General features: G+C 54.5%; 20 protein-coding genes and 3 tRNA genes. 9 read left to right on the top strand and 14 right to left on the bottom strand.

Translation table 11 applies throughout. The features are described 5' to 3' along the window. Nucleotides 1-1,022: 1,022 nt before the first annotated feature. From AACX78_RS15310 to AACX78_RS15325, 4 genes are all read right to left on the bottom strand, one after another. A complete protein-coding gene (locus AACX78_RS15310) occupies nt 1,023-1,385 on the bottom strand; it encodes a DUF7079 family protein (RefSeq protein ID WP_159166718.1) in 363 nt (120 codons plus the stop codon). Between the two features lie 27 nt (nt 1,386-1,412). Continuing rightward, on the bottom strand, nt 1,413-2,468 hold the full coding sequence (locus AACX78_RS15315; RefSeq protein WP_159166719.1) for a site-specific integrase: 1,056 nt from the start codon (nt 2,466-2,468) through the stop codon (nt 1,413-1,415). 124 nt (nt 2,469-2,592) lie between these two features. Then, nucleotides 2,593-3,288, bottom strand: coding sequence for a DNA-methyltransferase (locus AACX78_RS15320; protein ID WP_159166720.1), 696 nt, complete (start codon nt 3,286-3,288; stop codon nt 2,593-2,595). A 489-nt stretch (nt 3,289-3,777) separates the two neighbouring features. Then, on the bottom strand, nt 3,778-4,461 hold the full coding sequence (locus AACX78_RS15325) for a LexA family protein (RefSeq protein WP_159166721.1): 684 nt from the start codon (nt 4,459-4,461) through the stop codon (nt 3,778-3,780). Between the two features lie 103 nt (nt 4,462-4,564). On the opposite strand from AACX78_RS15325, the gene AACX78_RS15330 reads away from it, so the two are divergent. From AACX78_RS15330 to AACX78_RS15370, 9 genes are all read left to right on the top strand, one after another. Beyond that, nucleotides 4,565-4,753 carry a Cro/CI family transcriptional regulator gene (locus AACX78_RS15330; RefSeq protein ID WP_159166722.1) on the top strand — a complete coding sequence of 63 codons (189 nt, stop codon included), beginning with the start codon at nt 4,565-4,567 and terminating at the stop codon, nt 4,751-4,753. A 22-nt stretch (nt 4,754-4,775) separates the two neighbouring features. Then, the gene (locus AACX78_RS15335) at nt 4,776-5,033 is read left to right on the top strand and encodes a regulator (protein WP_159166723.1); all 258 of its coding nucleotides are present in this window, start codon (nt 4,776-4,778) and stop codon (nt 5,031-5,033) included. A 4-nt stretch (nt 5,034-5,037) separates the two neighbouring features. Next, nucleotides 5,038-5,559 (top strand): phage regulatory CII family protein, encoded by a 522-nt coding sequence (locus AACX78_RS15340; protein WP_159166724.1) that lies wholly within the window; start codon nt 5,038-5,040, stop codon nt 5,557-5,559. 10 nt (nt 5,560-5,569) lie between these two features. After that, nucleotides 5,570-6,028, top strand: coding sequence for a hypothetical protein (locus AACX78_RS15345; protein ID WP_159166725.1), 459 nt, complete (start codon nt 5,570-5,572; stop codon nt 6,026-6,028). A gap of 67 nt (nt 6,029-6,095) precedes the next feature. Beyond that, nucleotides 6,096-6,284: a hypothetical protein gene (locus AACX78_RS15350; RefSeq protein WP_159166726.1), complete on the top strand. Its 189-nt coding sequence runs from the start codon at nt 6,096-6,098 to the stop codon at nt 6,282-6,284. 2 nt (nt 6,285-6,286) lie between these two features. Continuing rightward, complete coding sequence (locus AACX78_RS15355) at nt 6,287-6,547, top strand: helix-turn-helix domain-containing protein (RefSeq protein WP_159166727.1); 261 nt, start codon at nt 6,287-6,289, stop codon at nt 6,545-6,547. Then, entirely contained in the window at nt 6,544-6,735 is a 192-nt protein-coding gene (locus tag AACX78_RS15360; protein WP_159166728.1) for a hypothetical protein, read from the top strand. Before AACX78_RS15355 ends, AACX78_RS15360 begins: the two co-directional genes overlap by 4 nt. Then, nucleotides 6,732-6,941 carry a hypothetical protein gene (locus AACX78_RS15365; RefSeq protein WP_103472448.1) on the top strand — a complete coding sequence of 70 codons (210 nt, stop codon included), beginning with the start codon at nt 6,732-6,734 and terminating at the stop codon, nt 6,939-6,941. The genes AACX78_RS15360 and AACX78_RS15365 overlap by 4 nt, the downstream gene beginning before the upstream one ends. Then, nucleotides 6,938-7,240: a hypothetical protein gene (locus AACX78_RS15370; protein WP_159166729.1), complete on the top strand. Its 303-nt coding sequence runs from the start codon at nt 6,938-6,940 to the stop codon at nt 7,238-7,240. The genes AACX78_RS15365 and AACX78_RS15370 overlap by 4 nt, the downstream gene beginning before the upstream one ends. 285 nt (nt 7,241-7,525) lie before the next feature. On the opposite strand, the gene nadS is transcribed toward AACX78_RS15370, so the two are convergent. From nadS to AACX78_RS15425, 10 genes are all read right to left on the bottom strand, one after another. Then, nucleotides 7,526-7,810 carry a NadS family protein gene (nadS, locus tag AACX78_RS15375; RefSeq protein WP_029303943.1) on the bottom strand — a complete coding sequence of 95 codons (285 nt, stop codon included), beginning with the start codon at nt 7,808-7,810 and terminating at the stop codon, nt 7,526-7,528. A 1-nt stretch (nt 7,811) separates the two neighbouring features. Next, the gene (locus AACX78_RS15380; protein ID WP_005320072.1) at nt 7,812-8,144 is read right to left on the bottom strand and encodes a type II toxin-antitoxin system RelE/ParE family toxin; all 333 of its coding nucleotides are present in this window, start codon (nt 8,142-8,144) and stop codon (nt 7,812-7,814) included. A gap of 285 nt (nt 8,145-8,429) precedes the next feature. Then, nucleotides 8,430-8,516 (bottom strand) — tRNA-Leu (locus AACX78_RS15390). A 41-nt stretch (nt 8,517-8,557) separates the two neighbouring features. After that, nucleotides 8,558-8,631, bottom strand: a tRNA-Cys gene (locus AACX78_RS15395). Between the two features lie 35 nt (nt 8,632-8,666). Then, nucleotides 8,667-8,742, bottom strand: a tRNA-Gly gene (locus AACX78_RS15400). Nucleotides 8,743-8,925: 183 nt separating this feature from the next. Then, on the bottom strand, nt 8,926-9,480 hold the full coding sequence (gene pgsA, locus AACX78_RS15405) for a CDP-diacylglycerol--glycerol-3-phosphate 3-phosphatidyltransferase (RefSeq protein ID WP_059113890.1): 555 nt from the start codon (nt 9,478-9,480) through the stop codon (nt 8,926-8,928). A gap of 184 nt (nt 9,481-9,664) precedes the next feature. Further along, a complete protein-coding gene (uvrC, locus tag AACX78_RS15410; RefSeq protein WP_159166730.1) occupies nt 9,665-11,515 on the bottom strand; it encodes an excinuclease ABC subunit UvrC in 1,851 nt (616 codons plus the stop codon). 218 nt (nt 11,516-11,733) lie between these two features. Next, nucleotides 11,734-12,378 carry a UvrY/SirA/GacA family response regulator transcription factor gene (gene uvrY, locus AACX78_RS15415; RefSeq protein ID WP_005320080.1) on the bottom strand — a complete coding sequence of 215 codons (645 nt, stop codon included), beginning with the start codon at nt 12,376-12,378 and terminating at the stop codon, nt 11,734-11,736. Nucleotides 12,379-12,591: 213 nt separating this feature from the next. Beyond that, complete coding sequence (gene kdsB / locus AACX78_RS15420) at nt 12,592-13,371, bottom strand: 3-deoxy-manno-octulosonate cytidylyltransferase (RefSeq protein WP_058394168.1); 780 nt, start codon at nt 13,369-13,371, stop codon at nt 12,592-12,594. Further along, on the bottom strand, nt 13,368-13,556 hold the full coding sequence (locus AACX78_RS15425) for a Trm112 family protein (protein WP_005320086.1): 189 nt from the start codon (nt 13,554-13,556) through the stop codon (nt 13,368-13,370). The genes kdsB and AACX78_RS15425 overlap by 4 nt, the downstream gene beginning before the upstream one ends. Nucleotides 13,557-13,633 lie beyond the last annotated feature (77 nt).

Raw genomic sequence — 13,633 nt, forward strand, 5'->3', positions numbered from 1 at the left:
CGGTGCCTGATCATGGCCAGGGAATAGCGCCGCATGAAAAGGCAGCCATCGCATCATACGTGAAGCCTGCGCACGCTCACAGCCTCCCAGCACACGGCAGCGACGCCCACCGCCGCGTCTGCGTCACGGAATCCGCGCTCTTCCGCTCCCGCCTGCGCGCCTCATCAATAAAAATTTTTGCAAAAGTGGATTACCGCAAAACCATAGTCCCAGACCGCGCCAGATAAAGGATCTGAGGCGAGGTTAGGATCTGCAAAGAAGGATCCTTTTTGCGGTTTTTTACAGTTTTGAGGGGCTCTGGATAGCCGAGCTGAAAACGTAACCTATTGAATATATTGGGAGGGTCGTACTTTTCGTGGGGATTTGAATGATCGGGAAGGATCTCGTTTGCTACGGAGAAATAACGAGAAGGCGTTTTGTTTCAACTGGTTAGGTGTGATGAGGGCTGATCTGATAACTGAAATTTTGAAAAACCATGAGTTGTGATGGTTAACCGAAGCAGTCATAGCAAATGAGCTTCATCTTGGCGTTCTCCGCACCCAAAAGCAGAAGAGGCCCACATTATGGGGCCTCTTCTCGCTCTATCGTCTCAATCCACATTAGATCAATTCTGTTTGTAGTGCTCTGAGCTCATCATCTGTTGCGAGTGCTTTTATCTGCTTGGTAAAGATCGATGTCTCAATAAACTCAATGGCGTTACTCACCCATCACTCACTCTAGCCAATCAATCCAATGGCGTACATAGTACACCTCAAGAAAAATAACGACAACCGCTGGCATTCTCTGTCGCCACTTGGCCGAAAACAAAAAGGCCACTATTGCTAGCGGCCTTCGTAAGTCTTTGATTTTAATGGTGCCCGAGGCCGGAATCGAACCGGCACGACGCGAACGTCGAGGGATTTTAAATCTGATTCAACCCTATGAAAAAACAAGCACTTACATAAAAATCAATGGGTTAGCAAACCAATAACGGCCAAAAATGACCACCCATTTAAAATTTTGTCGCCACTCTGTCGCCACTTTTATTCCTTCTCGGCCAGCAGCGCCGACAACCTGCGCCACTCATCGGCAAACTGCCGCCTCAGATAAAACTGCCTGAGTGCGATGCTTAGTTTCCTGGCAAAACCGGCTTTGGCCTCCTTTGACCGCAAGCCCTGAATTTCCGTCCAAAGCGAATCACGTTCAAAGCCGGTCCAGATCGGTGGCACCGGGGTCAGGGTGTTGGTGTAACAGACCGGAGCAACCCATTCGAACAAAGCTTTCTCCACATGGGTAATGGGAAAGGCCCGCGCCACCCGAGCGATGTACTCGAAGTCGACCTCGTTATCGACAAAGAGATCGGACAACGCTTCGCACAGGTCAATGTCTGATACTGGCTGATCCATTCAAACCATCCGATGGCCGAGGTGGCTTCAATTTAAACCACAGACGGCAAGCGGGTTCAACCTAACCGCATCTTCCAGATGATCGGGAGCAAAATGTGCGTATCGCATGGTCATAGTGATGGTGGAGTGGCCGAGGATTTTCTGCAACACCAGGATGTTGCCGCCGTTCATCATGAAGTGGCTGGCGAAGGTGTGACGCAGAACGTGGGTATTCTGCCCAGGGGGCAGCTCCAGCCCTGCCCGTTCGACCACCATCTCGAAGGCCCGGTAGCAGTCACCAAACAGGCGGCCACGCTTTCTCGGCAACTGGGCATAGAGCTCGGGGCTGATGGGCACGCTGCGGCTTTTCTTGCTCTTGGTACGAGTGAAGGTGATGCGGTTGGGGGATACCTGAGACTGGGTTAATTCTTCCACCTCAGACCATCGAGCGCCGGTGGCCAGGCAGAGTTTTACCACCAACAGCAGATCGGGGTTTGGACTCTCGGCGCAGGCGGCCAGCAGACGTTTGAGTTCGTCAGGATAGAGAAAGGCGAGTTCGGCCTCGGCCACCTTGTAGGCCCGCAGACCATCGAGGGGGTTTTCCCCCTGCCACTCCCCTAGCCTTTTCAGCTCGTTGAATACCGCTCGCAGGTACGCATGCTCGCGGTTCACCGTATTGGGTGTGACGCCCTGCTTCTCCTGGTTGATGGCGCGCCGGTCGGTAATATCGCCTGAAAGGCGAGCTTCACGGTAGGCGGCAAAATCGCGAGCGGTGAAGTTCACAGCCAGCGGATCTCCTAGGGAATGGCACACGGTCAGCAGCTTGGACCTGCGTGCCTCACCATCACGCAGGCTCTGGCCATGGCGACCAAACCAGAGATCGACCAGATCGGATAGGTGCCGGCCGTCGGTCGGTTCCCCCTGCCCTTCCAGCCAGGGCTTGCCCTTGTCCGGATCCAGCACAAAACGCTCGAACGCCAGCGCCTCACCTTTGGTAGCAAACTGCTTCCGCACACGCGGCGCGTTGGGGTTCACCTTGCTCGGCCGCCCTTCTGGATAAATCTCGGCCAGCCACTTACCAGATACCTGTTTTCTTACTGCCATAGTCCCTCCAACAAATGACTGTTATTGTATACAGTCATTTGTGATGATTGGGAGTATTTACTATGGGGATATATATACATAGTTGGAACAGTAAGCGGTCAAAACAGCAATATATTTGCCGCATTTAAACGCATAGGTCTTCTATTTTTTCTTCGGGTAAGATTGCCGCAACTAGCCTTTGTTTCAAATAATCATGAGCTGCATTAGATATATCACACCCCATAGCTTTGCGATTTAGATTCTTAGCAGCTACTAATGTAGAACCGGATCCAAAAAATGGATCTATGACCATATCACCTTCACTGGAGCTCTGAGTTATTAACGTTTCTAATAAAGAAACCGGTTTTTCTGTTGGATATCCTCGATAAACTCGCTTGCACTCTAGAACATCAGCAATGCCGAGATTATTTAACTTTCTTTTCCCTTTTTCGAAAAAAAGAACAAACTCATATTTAGCCCGATAATGATATCCCATACCAATAGCCATTTTATTCCAAACTATAGGTTTCCAAAATTTGAAACCTATTTTTTCAGCTATTGGTTTTACATAGAACATTGTCTCTTGATCGCAAAATAAATAGAAATGTGAATTTTTCTTTAAAACCCTATGTATCTCTGTTAACAGACTTTCAAAACGCTCATTCGGAAATATCTCAAACCACTGATTACTCGAACCATCACTAACTTTAAGTCGAGTTGTAGTACCGATTTTTCGGTGTTTTTCAAGAGACTCATACGGGGGGTCGGTGATAATAAGATCAACGCTCGCAGGTGCGAGCGTTGACAACCAATTTACAGCATCATCACAAAATAATTGCATTTTACCTACTTAAGACTGCTACAGACATATCCTGCCAAGTGTACAATTGATGGCTTACCTTTGCCCAAGTTTCGGCAGTCAACACAGTAACTCTGATCACCATGAGGATTTCTAGGGTTCACTCTAGCCTCAGCAAAACCAAACGCAGCGGGATATGGATGAAACACATGCTCATTTCCATTCGTATCTGAGCAGCGCGGGCAAGATTTGTACTCTTGACCGGCCGCATCACGCTTGTAAATCATCCCAACATTCAACTGCTGACCACAACACGAACAAGCCATTTTAATACTCCTTCTTGAGTCAATCTTCTACGTATCACCACAGATAGTAAGAGTTGCTAAAGAGCAACTTCATACCCATTTAGGGATAGCGTAATCATACACAAAGACTCAATAGGATCACAACCGTAATATTAAAATTCCAGCTGTCGCTCGTCCTCTCTAATAGTACCTCCAGCAAAGGCGTGACTAGGGAGAACAGTGCGTATTAGCGCCCTGTTTGTCTTTTTCTATATGATCTGTGTTCTACCATCACGCCGATGATCTGGATGTGCTGCCTATCGGAGTGCATGGAGGGGTAATCATCGTTGAGGGGGACAAGTTCAAACACCTCTTGCCCGTTCTCGTCGACACCGCGGGGCCGATACTTCTTGAAGGTAGCTTCATTGTTGCCGTTCCTCGCCACAACGTAATCCCCTGGTTGGGGGACTTCATCGGGATCAACGATAATCAAATCCCCTTCTTTGAACTGCGGCAACATGGAATCGCCACGCATCCAGAGGCCAAAACCACAGGGCCCAATGTCGACGCTGGCCGTCACATACTCAACATTGCCATCAAAGGTAGTGGCTTGCTCACACATCTCGCGCCAGTTGCCCGCCTGGACATAGCTGATCACGGGGATCCGCTTGCCCTGCGGTATTACTGCCGGTTCGACGTTGTGATAACCAGGTATAGGCTGCTCTGGTCCATCACCGCTACCAGCCAAAAGCCAGTCAACCGTCACCCCCAGCGCTGCCGCTAAGTCATTGAGATAGCGGCCTTTTGGCTGGTTTAAACCGGACTCCCATTTCCCCACCGAAACATCACTCACACCAATAGCTTTAGCAAGTGCCGTCTTCGAAAGATTCAGAGCCGTTCGTCTACTGAAAATGCGATCACTAATTGTCATCGCTCTAGCTTAACCTCGGCAATCCGAACAAAAGGTTGATCCTTTACCGAAGTTAAGTTAGCCTTCAAACAATCCTAACTTAAGGTCGAAAAAAAGGACGGTTATGAAAAAAGAAGATGCAATCAGTTACTTCGGAAGCGCTGCAGAGCTGGCCAGAAATCTGAACATTTCAGAGCCCGCTGTATCTCGCTGGGGAGACACCATCCCAAAAGGCCGTGCCTACCAGATCGAAGTGCTGACTGGCGGCAAGTTGAAAGCCGATCAGTCCCAAGCCGCGCAAGGCCGCGCGTAACTTAGCCGCAGGAGGCAATACCATGATCATAGCCCCCATTCATATCGATACCCCGGTTTGTACAGTCGAAAGCTTCTCTGAGCGTACCGGCCTGACCCAGCGCACGGTGGAGAACTACGTGCGAGCCGGTCGTATCCCCATCATGCCCAAACAGGGGCGTGCTGAAAAAGTGCTGATCAACCTAGTGCTCTACACACAGCAGGCCATGAATCAGCAGGGCACTGTGCCTGCCGCCAAGCCTGTGCGCACTCCCAGAGTGTCGCGCAAACAGGAGGCTTAGGGCCATGTTTGAACAATGCACCGCCAAACAGCCGGATTTTCTACAGCACTTCAATTCCGCCTGCTCGCGTTTTGCCGCCAGCCATTCATTGGCCGAGGTTGCCCGTGCAGCAGGTCTCGGTGAGCAGATACTGCGCAACAAGCTCAACCCCGAGCAACCCCATCAGCTGACTGCCCGGGATCTGGTGGCCATCTACCACGCTACCGAGGGGGACGAAACACTGTTCGACGGCGTGCTGATGGAGTGTGGCCTCACAGCAGTGGCAATCCCCAAGGCAGAACGCGCCCCTTCCCTGCCCCATCAGGCGATCGACCTGAACGCCAAGATCGCCAGCATTGGCCAGCGAGCACTGGAGTTGACCGAACGCGGCCGGATCACCCGTTCTGAACGCAACACCCTGGTGAGCGTGGCCACCTCGGCCATGGGCTCACTGGCCATCTTGATCCATGACGTCGAACAACGCTTTCAAGCGATACCAGCCCTGGCCTGTGCATCAGACATCCTGATGCAAGCCGCGACCATGTAAGGGGTAACCCATGCAACAGCAACAAATTAACCACGACGAACGCAACCTCGCCGGCCTGACACCAAACCAGCAGGCCGCCATTAACACTGCTGGTTTCTTAAACCTGCGTGAAATTCTCGGCCAGTATCGCTCCAGTCTGGATACCGACTGGCTGGCGCTCAGTTCAGCCAAGAAGGCCGCGATTTGCGCCATCGCCCGCCAATCACGGAACGAACTGATGACCGCTACCCTATCGGCCCTGCCCCATGCACAGCGTGAGGCGATCAGGCTGGCTGTGATCGCGCTGGAGTATCAGAAAGCGTTTCGCGGCGGCTGTGACCGCAAAGTCTGGCACCCGGCACTGGTAACCAAACCTATCAGCGATATCGAGAGAGAGAAGAAAGAGCGAGCAGCCAGGCTACGCCAAAAGCGCGCCGTTGCGGCTGGCATCGAGATGTGCAGACAAGGCCCGCGACCCATCGGGCAATAAAAAAGCCCGCATTACGGAGCTGTAACTCCAAGCGGGCCCTTATCAACAACCTCCACAGGAAGTCGACATGACAACTTTAGCGATCCCCTGCGCCCTGCGCAACCTTCGCATCCAGCAACGCAAGCTGACGGGCCGGTATGGCGCCCGCCTTCGCCAACACCCGGACGGCGTGGCACTTATCGAGCGCTCCACAGCCCTGGCTTGGGCCTCTCTGTTTCACCGCATCAACCCCTGTACTGCTCAACAAGGAGCCTGACCATGAATGCACAACCGACCCAAATCAATCTGTTGAACCATCATGCCGCCAAGCGCCTGCGCCAGTTGCGGGAACAGTTGAAGCTAAGCCGCCCCAAGTTTGCCGCGCTGCTGGATATTCCCCCGACCACGCTCAAGAACTACGAGCTGGGCTATCGCGAAATTGGCGGTGGCCTGTTCCTGCTCATTGCCAACCATCCCGACCTGAAACAGCACCTCGACTGGCTGCTGACCGGCACCGCAACGCCAGAGGTGAAGGCATGACCAAGATCTTCCATCCCATATCCGAGCAAGAGGCTTTGGATGATATCGCTGATCTTCCACTACGCCTGGCAGAAAAAGCTGCGATTCAAAAAAGTGGTAGTGAAGGCAAGCATCTAAACATGCACGCCAAGCTACAGCAGCGGTGGCATTTGCTGTTCTTCATCATGAACCGGAGGAACCCGGTATGAGCATTGACGCCATTCATATCGCCCAACGGGCTGAACTAGCCGTGTTACCGCTGCTGACCGAGCTGTTGGCCAGCGGCGAACAGGAGAACCGTATCGCACTGGGGGATCTCTACTCGGGCGACCAATACATCCAGGTGCAATTGATCGTGACCAGCAAGCAAGAGGATCTGCTGGATGACGATTCCGTGATGGGGGACGAGGCATGACAGCAGACCTGTTTGAACTGGAGGCCCCTGCTGATGACGCGGGCTGCGGTGAAGCAGGCCCCGCCCATATGCAGCCACCCGCACCGGTCAGCCAGCTGACCAAACACTGGCAAGCGGCGATGGGGGAATACCTCATCGCCCCAGAGAACGGCGAGGTGGCGGAGCTGCTGGCACTGGGTGCGATCCGAGCCTTGTACTGGCTGGCGCTGGGCAGTGGTGAAGCCACGCTGGCCACCACCATCGCGAACTGGTGGGCCGATGTATCGCCCATGCATGGCCTGGGAGAAACCATCAAATGAACTACCGCCTGATGTCTGAAATGGCAATGAGCATGGGTGCTTGGTGGGAAGACCTGCGGGGCGCCAGTGCGCGCCTGCGTGGGTACCAGCGCCTGCTCATTGAATGCCGCCAGATCTCACCACGGCCAAGGGCCACCATAGCGCTGACCCTGCGCCAATGCNTGAGTTGTGATGGTTAACCGAAGCAGTCATAGCAAATGAGCTTCATCTTGGCGTTCTCCGCACCCAAAAGCAGAAGAGGCCCACATTATGGGGCCTCTTCTCGCTCTATCGTCTCAATCCACATTAGTGAGCAGCTAGCTCACTGTAGAGATCTGGCTTTTCTTGCATAAGCGTCAAGACCTTCGCTGCCAATCCCGTCGGGTTGCGGCGTCGGGTCTCCCAACTTTTGACCGTATCAACACTCGTCCCAAGAGCCTGGGCAAACTCTTGCTGAGAAACATTAAGTGCGAGGCGAATAGCCTTTACGTCCGCCACTTCATAGCGAGTCCGCACGGCAGGCTCAAGAAGGCCCTGCTTAATTTCAACAGCCTCCTCAAGGGAAGCCTTCAATTCGTCAAACATGTTCATGTTAAACCTCGCCTTTTAGTAACGTGGTCAAGCGCTTTAACTCGGCCTTTTCTGCCGATGTTAGGCTTTCTTTCTCACTCTTGGCATAGGCAAGCACTAAGTAAATCATCTCAGCTGTCGCTAGAAAGTAGATAACTCTCGCGCTGCCACTCTTCCCCTGCTGGCCAGTTGCCATGCGAATTTTTCGCAGACCCCCCGTGCCTTGGATCAAATCGCCCTTTTCCGGCTGGGCAATCAATTCTGTTTGTAGTGCTCTGAGCTCATCATCTGTTGCGAGTGCTTTTATCTGCTTGGTAAAGATCGATGTCTCAATAAACTCAATGGCGTTACTCACCCATCACTCACTCTAGCCAATCAATCATCAATTCTGTTTGTAGTGCTCTGAGCTCATCATCTGTTGCGAGTGCTTTTATCTGCTTGGTAAAGATCGATGTCTCAATAAACTCAATGGCGTTACTCACCCATCACTCACTCTAGCCAATCAATCTAATGGTGTACATAGTACACCTCAAGAAAAATAACGACAACCGCTGACATTCTCTGTCGCCACTCTGTCGCCACTTGGCCGAAAACAAAAAGGCCACTATTGCTAGTGGCCTTCGTAAGTCTTTGATTTTAATGGTGCCCGAGGCCGGAATCGAACCGGCACGACGCGAACGTCGAGGGATTTTAAATCCCTTGTGTCTACCGATTTCACCACTCGGGCACCGCAATCGGTATCAAGTCCGCGTGGCGGGCTTGTCAATATGGAGGCACGTTCCGGAGTCGAACCGGACTAAACGGATTTGCAATCCGCTGCATAACCGCTTTGCTAACGCGCCATGCAAAAGAGAGTTGGCTCTCTGTTGTCTGAATTTGGAGCGGGAAACGAGACTCGAACTCGCGACCCCGACCTTGGCAAGGTCGTGCTCTACCAACTGAGCTATTCCCGCATTGGTCTGGCTGACTGCCTGACTACGAGGACGCATTCTAGCGATGTTCCTCGCTCAGTCAACCAAAAATATTTAATACCCTGATCGTTCGGGTGTTTTTTACCCTTTTCCTGCACTTTTACCACTCATGAGTGTTTCCCTGCCCCAACGACAAGGAAACGCCGTTTTCTGCCAAGGCAGAAACTAGAAGCGGGAGTGGTAGGTCAGATCGCCCCAGGCCGCTTTCATGTACTGGAACATGGACCAGAAAGTGAGCACGGTCGCCACATACAGCAACACGTAAGCGAGCCACACCATCCAGATGTCGTATTGCCAGATAAGGCCGGTGAGCGACACCATCTGGATCATGGTCTTCCACTTGCCAATCCAGCTGACTGCAACCGCGGAACGCTTGCCAAGTTCGGCCATCCATTCACGCAGGGCGGAGATGATGATCTCGCGACCAATCATGGTCATGGCGGGGATGGTGACCCAGATGGTGTTGTAGTGTTCGACTATGACCACCAGGGCCGCTGCCACCATGATCTTGTCAGCGACCGGATCGAGGAAGGCACCGAAGGCGGTTGACTGGTTCAGCTTGCGGGCGAGATAGCCATCAAACCAGTCGGTCGCGGCCGCAAGAATGAAGACGACAGCCGCCGCCAGATAGGACCACTGGTAGGGAACATAAAACAGGATGACGAAGACGGGGATGAGCAAAATCCGAAAAAACGTCAGCAGGTTAGGAATATTTGTCATTATTTTCAGCCACTTCTTGTATGCCGCTACATGGTAGCCCCAAGCCGATCACGGATGCAACCGGACAGGCGCCCGCCTTGGTCTATTAATCCATCAATAACCTCAGGATGCGGGCCATTATGGCATTTTCAGCCCCCTTGCGTCACGGCTCTTGTGCATCAGGATCCGGGGTTGAGAGCTATGTTCAGAGCGAACGCAGTGCATCGTGGATCGACTGGGCCAGCTCCTGGCTGATACCCGGCACCTTGGCGAGATCGTCCACCCCTGCCTTTTTCACCTCCTGCAAGCCCCCCAGATACTTGAGCAGGGCTTGACGACGTTTGGGCCCGACCCCCGGAATGTCCTCCAGGGTACTGCTAGTACGGGCCTTGGCGCGCCGTGCTCTGTGGCCGGTAATGGCAAAACGGTGGGATTCATCGCGAATATGCTGGATCAGGTGCAAAGCGGGCATATCTGCCGGCAAGTGCAGCTCTTCGTGGCTCTCCCCCATGATCAGGGTCTCCAGCCCCGCCTTGCGGGTTACTCCCTTGGCAATGCCCACCAGCAGCGGGTATTTGCCGCCGAGAAACTCCTGCTGACGCGCCAGGATCTCCTCGGCGCGGCGCAACTGACCCAGGCCGCCGTCGATAAAGAGCACATCTGGCACCTTGTCCGGCTCTTGCAGCTTGCCAAAGCGCCGCTCCAGCACCTGCTCCATGGCAGCGTAGTCATCACCCCCTGTGATGCCGTCAATGTTGAAACGACGATACTCGGAGCTGAGCGGCCCTTCGCGGTTGAACACTACGCAAGAGGCCACGGTGCGCTCCCCCATGGTGTGTGAGATGTCATAACACTCCATGCGGGCGATGGGGCGCTCCAGCTCCAGCAGCTCTTCCAGCTGGCTGAAGCGGGCCGTGGTGGTGCTCTTGTGGGCGAGGCGCGAGCGCAGCGCAGTCTCGGCATTGATGGAGGCGAGCTTGATGAAGCGAGCCCGCTCGGCACGGGTACGGCTCACCACCCGCACCTTGTAGCCAGCAGTCTGGCTCAGGGTGTCGGCGATCAGGGTTTCATCCTCGAGGGCAACGTCCAGCAGCACCTCGCTCGGGATCTGCCTGCCCCCCTGCCCCGACAAATAGAACTGCAACAGGAAAGATTGCACCACCTCGTCGAGGGGCGTGTCACTCGGGACTTTGGGGAAGTAGCTTCGCGAGCCGAGTACCTTGCCCTGGCGAATGAAGAGCACATGGATACAGGCTGCGCCCTGCTCGAACGCCACACCAATGACGTCAAGGTCGTCCAGCACGTTGCCGCTCACCGATTGCTGCTCTGTTACCCGGCGCAGCGCCTGGATCTGATCCCGATAGCGGGCCGCTTCTTCGAAGCGTAGATCGCCGCTGGCGGACTCCATCTTGCCCACCAGCTCGCCTATCACCTGCTGGTTCTTGCCCGCCAGAAACAGCTTGGCCATCCCCACCTGCTGGGCATACTCAGCCTCGCTCACCAGACCGGCGACACAAGGACCGGCGCAGCGTTTGAGTTGATAGAGCAGACAGGGACGGGTGCGGTTGGCATAGACGGCGTCTTCGCACTGGCGCACAGGAAAGATTTTCTGCATCAGGTGCAGGCTCTCGCGCACGGCGCCGCCGGAAGGATAAGGACCGAAGTACTCCCCTTTAATCTTGCGGGCACCGCGATGCACGCCGATGCGGGGGTGCTGGTGCGCCGTGATGATGATCCAGGGGTAGGATTTGTCGTCCCGCAGCAGCACGTTGTAACGCGGCTGGTACTGCTTGATGAGGTTGTGCTCGAGGATCAGCGCCTCTGTCTCCGTGTGGGTCACCATGACCTGAATGTCGGCGATCTGGCGCACCAGGGTACGGGTCTTGATGCTGTCGACATTGGTACGAAAATAGGAGGCGAGCCGCTTTTTCAGATCCTTGGCCTTGCCCACATAGATGACGGTGCCGCCGCTGTCATACATGCGGTAAACGCCGCTCTGGTGGGTCACGGCACTCAAAAAAGCCTTGCTGTCAAAGAGAGGTTCAGAAGTCGTCATGATGGCTCCGGCAACAGACGTCGATCCGGCGCGTCACGGCACTCAAAAAGGCTTTGCAGTCAAAAAGGGGCTCGGGAGAAAAAGTCATCAGGCTACTCGACTCAACACAAAGGGGCGAAAACGATAGAAGTCAGCATCAACGGGGAGAGCATACTGCGCCAGGCCAGCGAAATGCAAAAAGGCGGCCGGGCCGCCTTTGCTTGCCACACGACAGCCGGTTACAGGGTGTCGGCATCCAGCATGCCATAGCGAATGGCCAGATGGGTCAGCTCCACATCGCCATTGATGTCGAGCTTGCTGAACAGGCGGTAGCGGTAGCTGTTGACCGTCTTGGGGCTCAGGTTCAACTGTTCGGAGATGTCAGTCACCTTCTGTCCCTTGGTGATCATCATCATGATCTGCAGCTCGCGCTCGGAGAGGGACTTGAAGGGATTCTCGTCCGCCGAGGCAAACTGACTGAGGGCCATCTGCTGGGCGATCTCGGGGGAGATGTAACGCTGGCCTGAATGCACCAGGCGAATGGCGTGGATCATCTCATCCGGCGCGGCTCCCTTGGTCAGGTAACCGGCGGCGCCCGCCTGCATCACCTTGGTTGGGAACGGATTTTCTGAATGAATGGTCAGCACTATGATGCGCACATCGGGCCGGATCCGCAGTATCTTGCGGGTCGCCTCCAGGCCGCCGATGCCCGGCATGTTCATGTCCATCAGGATCACATCAGGATGGTGCTGACGGCAAAACGTGACGGCGGTTTCCCCGCTCTGTGCCTCACCCACTACCTTGATCCCGCGGACATCTTCCAAAATGCGTCTTATCCCTGTACGCACCAACTCATGATCATCGACCAGGAATACATTAATCACCCAAACACCCCGTTTTTTATCTCGTTATACGCCAGTTAGGGTTAACACGGCGTCTTGCATCATAACCAAACTCGTTCATTTGGCAAACCATGGGCGGGAAAAGTTTGAAAGTGCTCGTAAATGGTGTTTGTAATCAAATAATTATATAAAGATTCAACACAAAAAACGGTGCCTGCAGGCACCGTTCAGAGGGCCACATTGATTGTACTGGCATCAGTTCGCCAGCAACGCCCGCACCTTGTCCAGATCGGCCTGGGTATCCACCCCGACCGGTGGCGCTTGCAGCGCCTGGGCCACGTGGATCTTCTCCCCGTACCAGAGCACCCGCAGTTGCTCCAGGGCTTCGACCTGTTCCAGCACGCTCGGCGCCCAGTCCACGTAACGCTGGATGAAACCGGCGCGATAGGCGTAGATGCCGATGTGACGCTGATAGTGCCCGCCAATCTGCTCGTGGCTCCCAGCAGCGCGATCACTGGCAGCAAAGCGATCCCTGTCCCAGGGAATGCAAGCGCGACTGAAGTAGAGGGCATAGCCCTCCTTGTCCGTCACGACCTTGACCGCATTGGGATTGAACGCCTCTTCTGCGTCCTGAATGGGTACGGACAGCGTCGCCATGGGCGCGCTCGCCGCAGCCAGGTTGTCGGCCACCTGACGAATGATGGCGGGGGGAATGAGTGGCTCATCTCCCTGCACGTTGACCACGATAGTGTCGGCAGAGAAGCCGTAGTGACGGCACACTTCCGCCAGTCGCTCGGTGCCGGACTGGTGATCCTGCGATGTCATGCACACCTCGACACCGGCTTGTTCGGCAAAAGATGCCAGGGCGCTGTGCACCCGCTCGTCATCGGTGGCGACGATCACCCGATCCGCACCGGATTGCAGGGCTTTTTCCACCACGTGCTGCACCATGGGCTTGCCATGGATATCTGCCAGCGGCTTGCCCGGCAAGCGGGTCGAGGCGTAGCGGGCAGGAATGACCACCACGAAACTCATGACGGCATCTCATCGCTATTGAGCTGGCGAGCGCGGTTCTCCAGCAGCACAGGGATCCCTTCTTCCAGCGGATAGGCCAGCTTGTCGAATCGGCAGACCAGCTCGTGCACGGCCTTGTTGTAATGCAGCTTCCCCTTGCAAACCGGGCAAGCAATGATGTCGAGCAATTTAATGTCCAATGCCAAAATAAACTCCTTCAACGATGTCGAGCGGGCAAGACAACCAGGCCCTTATGATGTCGAGCTATTCAATATTCGATTCC

The sequence above is a fragment of the Aeromonas sp. 9A genome (assembly GCF_963900955.1).
In the GTDB taxonomy this organism is placed as follows: domain Bacteria; phylum Pseudomonadota; class Gammaproteobacteria; order Enterobacterales; family Aeromonadaceae; genus Aeromonas; species Aeromonas salmonicida.

Coding starts and splice junctions, on each gene's coding strand:
- AACX78_RS15365 (WP_103472448.1), top strand. CDS start 6,732: ATGAGCATTGACGCCATTCATATCGCCCAACGGGCTGAACTAGCCGTG.
- AACX78_RS15335 (WP_159166723.1), top strand. CDS start 4,776: ATGATCATAGCCCCCATTCATATCGATACCCCGGTTTGTACAGTCGAA.
- AACX78_RS15360 (WP_159166728.1), top strand. CDS start 6,544: ATGACCAAGATCTTCCATCCCATATCCGAGCAAGAGGCTTTGGATGAT.
- AACX78_RS15355 (WP_159166727.1), top strand. CDS start 6,287: ATGAATGCACAACCGACCCAAATCAATCTGTTGAACCATCATGCCGCC.
- uvrC (WP_159166730.1), bottom strand. CDS start 11,515: ATGACGACTTCTGAACCTCTCTTTGACAGCAAGGCTTTTTTGAGTGCC.
- AACX78_RS15370 (WP_159166729.1), top strand. CDS start 6,938: ATGACAGCAGACCTGTTTGAACTGGAGGCCCCTGCTGATGACGCGGGC.
- AACX78_RS15350 (WP_159166726.1), top strand. CDS start 6,096: ATGACAACTTTAGCGATCCCCTGCGCCCTGCGCAACCTTCGCATCCAG.
- AACX78_RS15315 (WP_159166719.1), bottom strand. CDS start 2,468: ATGGCAGTAAGAAAACAGGTATCTGGTAAGTGGCTGGCCGAGATTTAT.
- AACX78_RS15325 (WP_159166721.1), bottom strand. CDS start 4,461: ATGACAATTAGTGATCGCATTTTCAGTAGACGAACGGCTCTGAATCTT.
- nadS (WP_029303943.1), bottom strand. CDS start 7,810: ATGAACATGTTTGACGAATTGAAGGCTTCCCTTGAGGAGGCTGTTGAA.
- pgsA (WP_059113890.1), bottom strand. CDS start 9,480: ATGACAAATATTCCTAACCTGCTGACGTTTTTTCGGATTTTGCTCATC.
- AACX78_RS15330 (WP_159166722.1), top strand. CDS start 4,565: ATGAAAAAAGAAGATGCAATCAGTTACTTCGGAAGCGCTGCAGAGCTG.
- AACX78_RS15340 (WP_159166724.1), top strand. CDS start 5,038: ATGTTTGAACAATGCACCGCCAAACAGCCGGATTTTCTACAGCACTTC.
- AACX78_RS15310 (WP_159166718.1), bottom strand. CDS start 1,385: ATGGATCAGCCAGTATCAGACATTGACCTGTGCGAAGCGTTGTCCGAT.
- AACX78_RS15345 (WP_159166725.1), top strand. CDS start 5,570: ATGCAACAGCAACAAATTAACCACGACGAACGCAACCTCGCCGGCCTG.
- AACX78_RS15320 (WP_159166720.1), bottom strand. CDS start 3,288: ATGCAATTATTTTGTGATGATGCTGTAAATTGGTTGTCAACGCTCGCA.
- kdsB (WP_058394168.1), bottom strand. CDS start 13,371: ATGAGTTTCGTGGTGGTCATTCCTGCCCGCTACGCCTCGACCCGCTTG.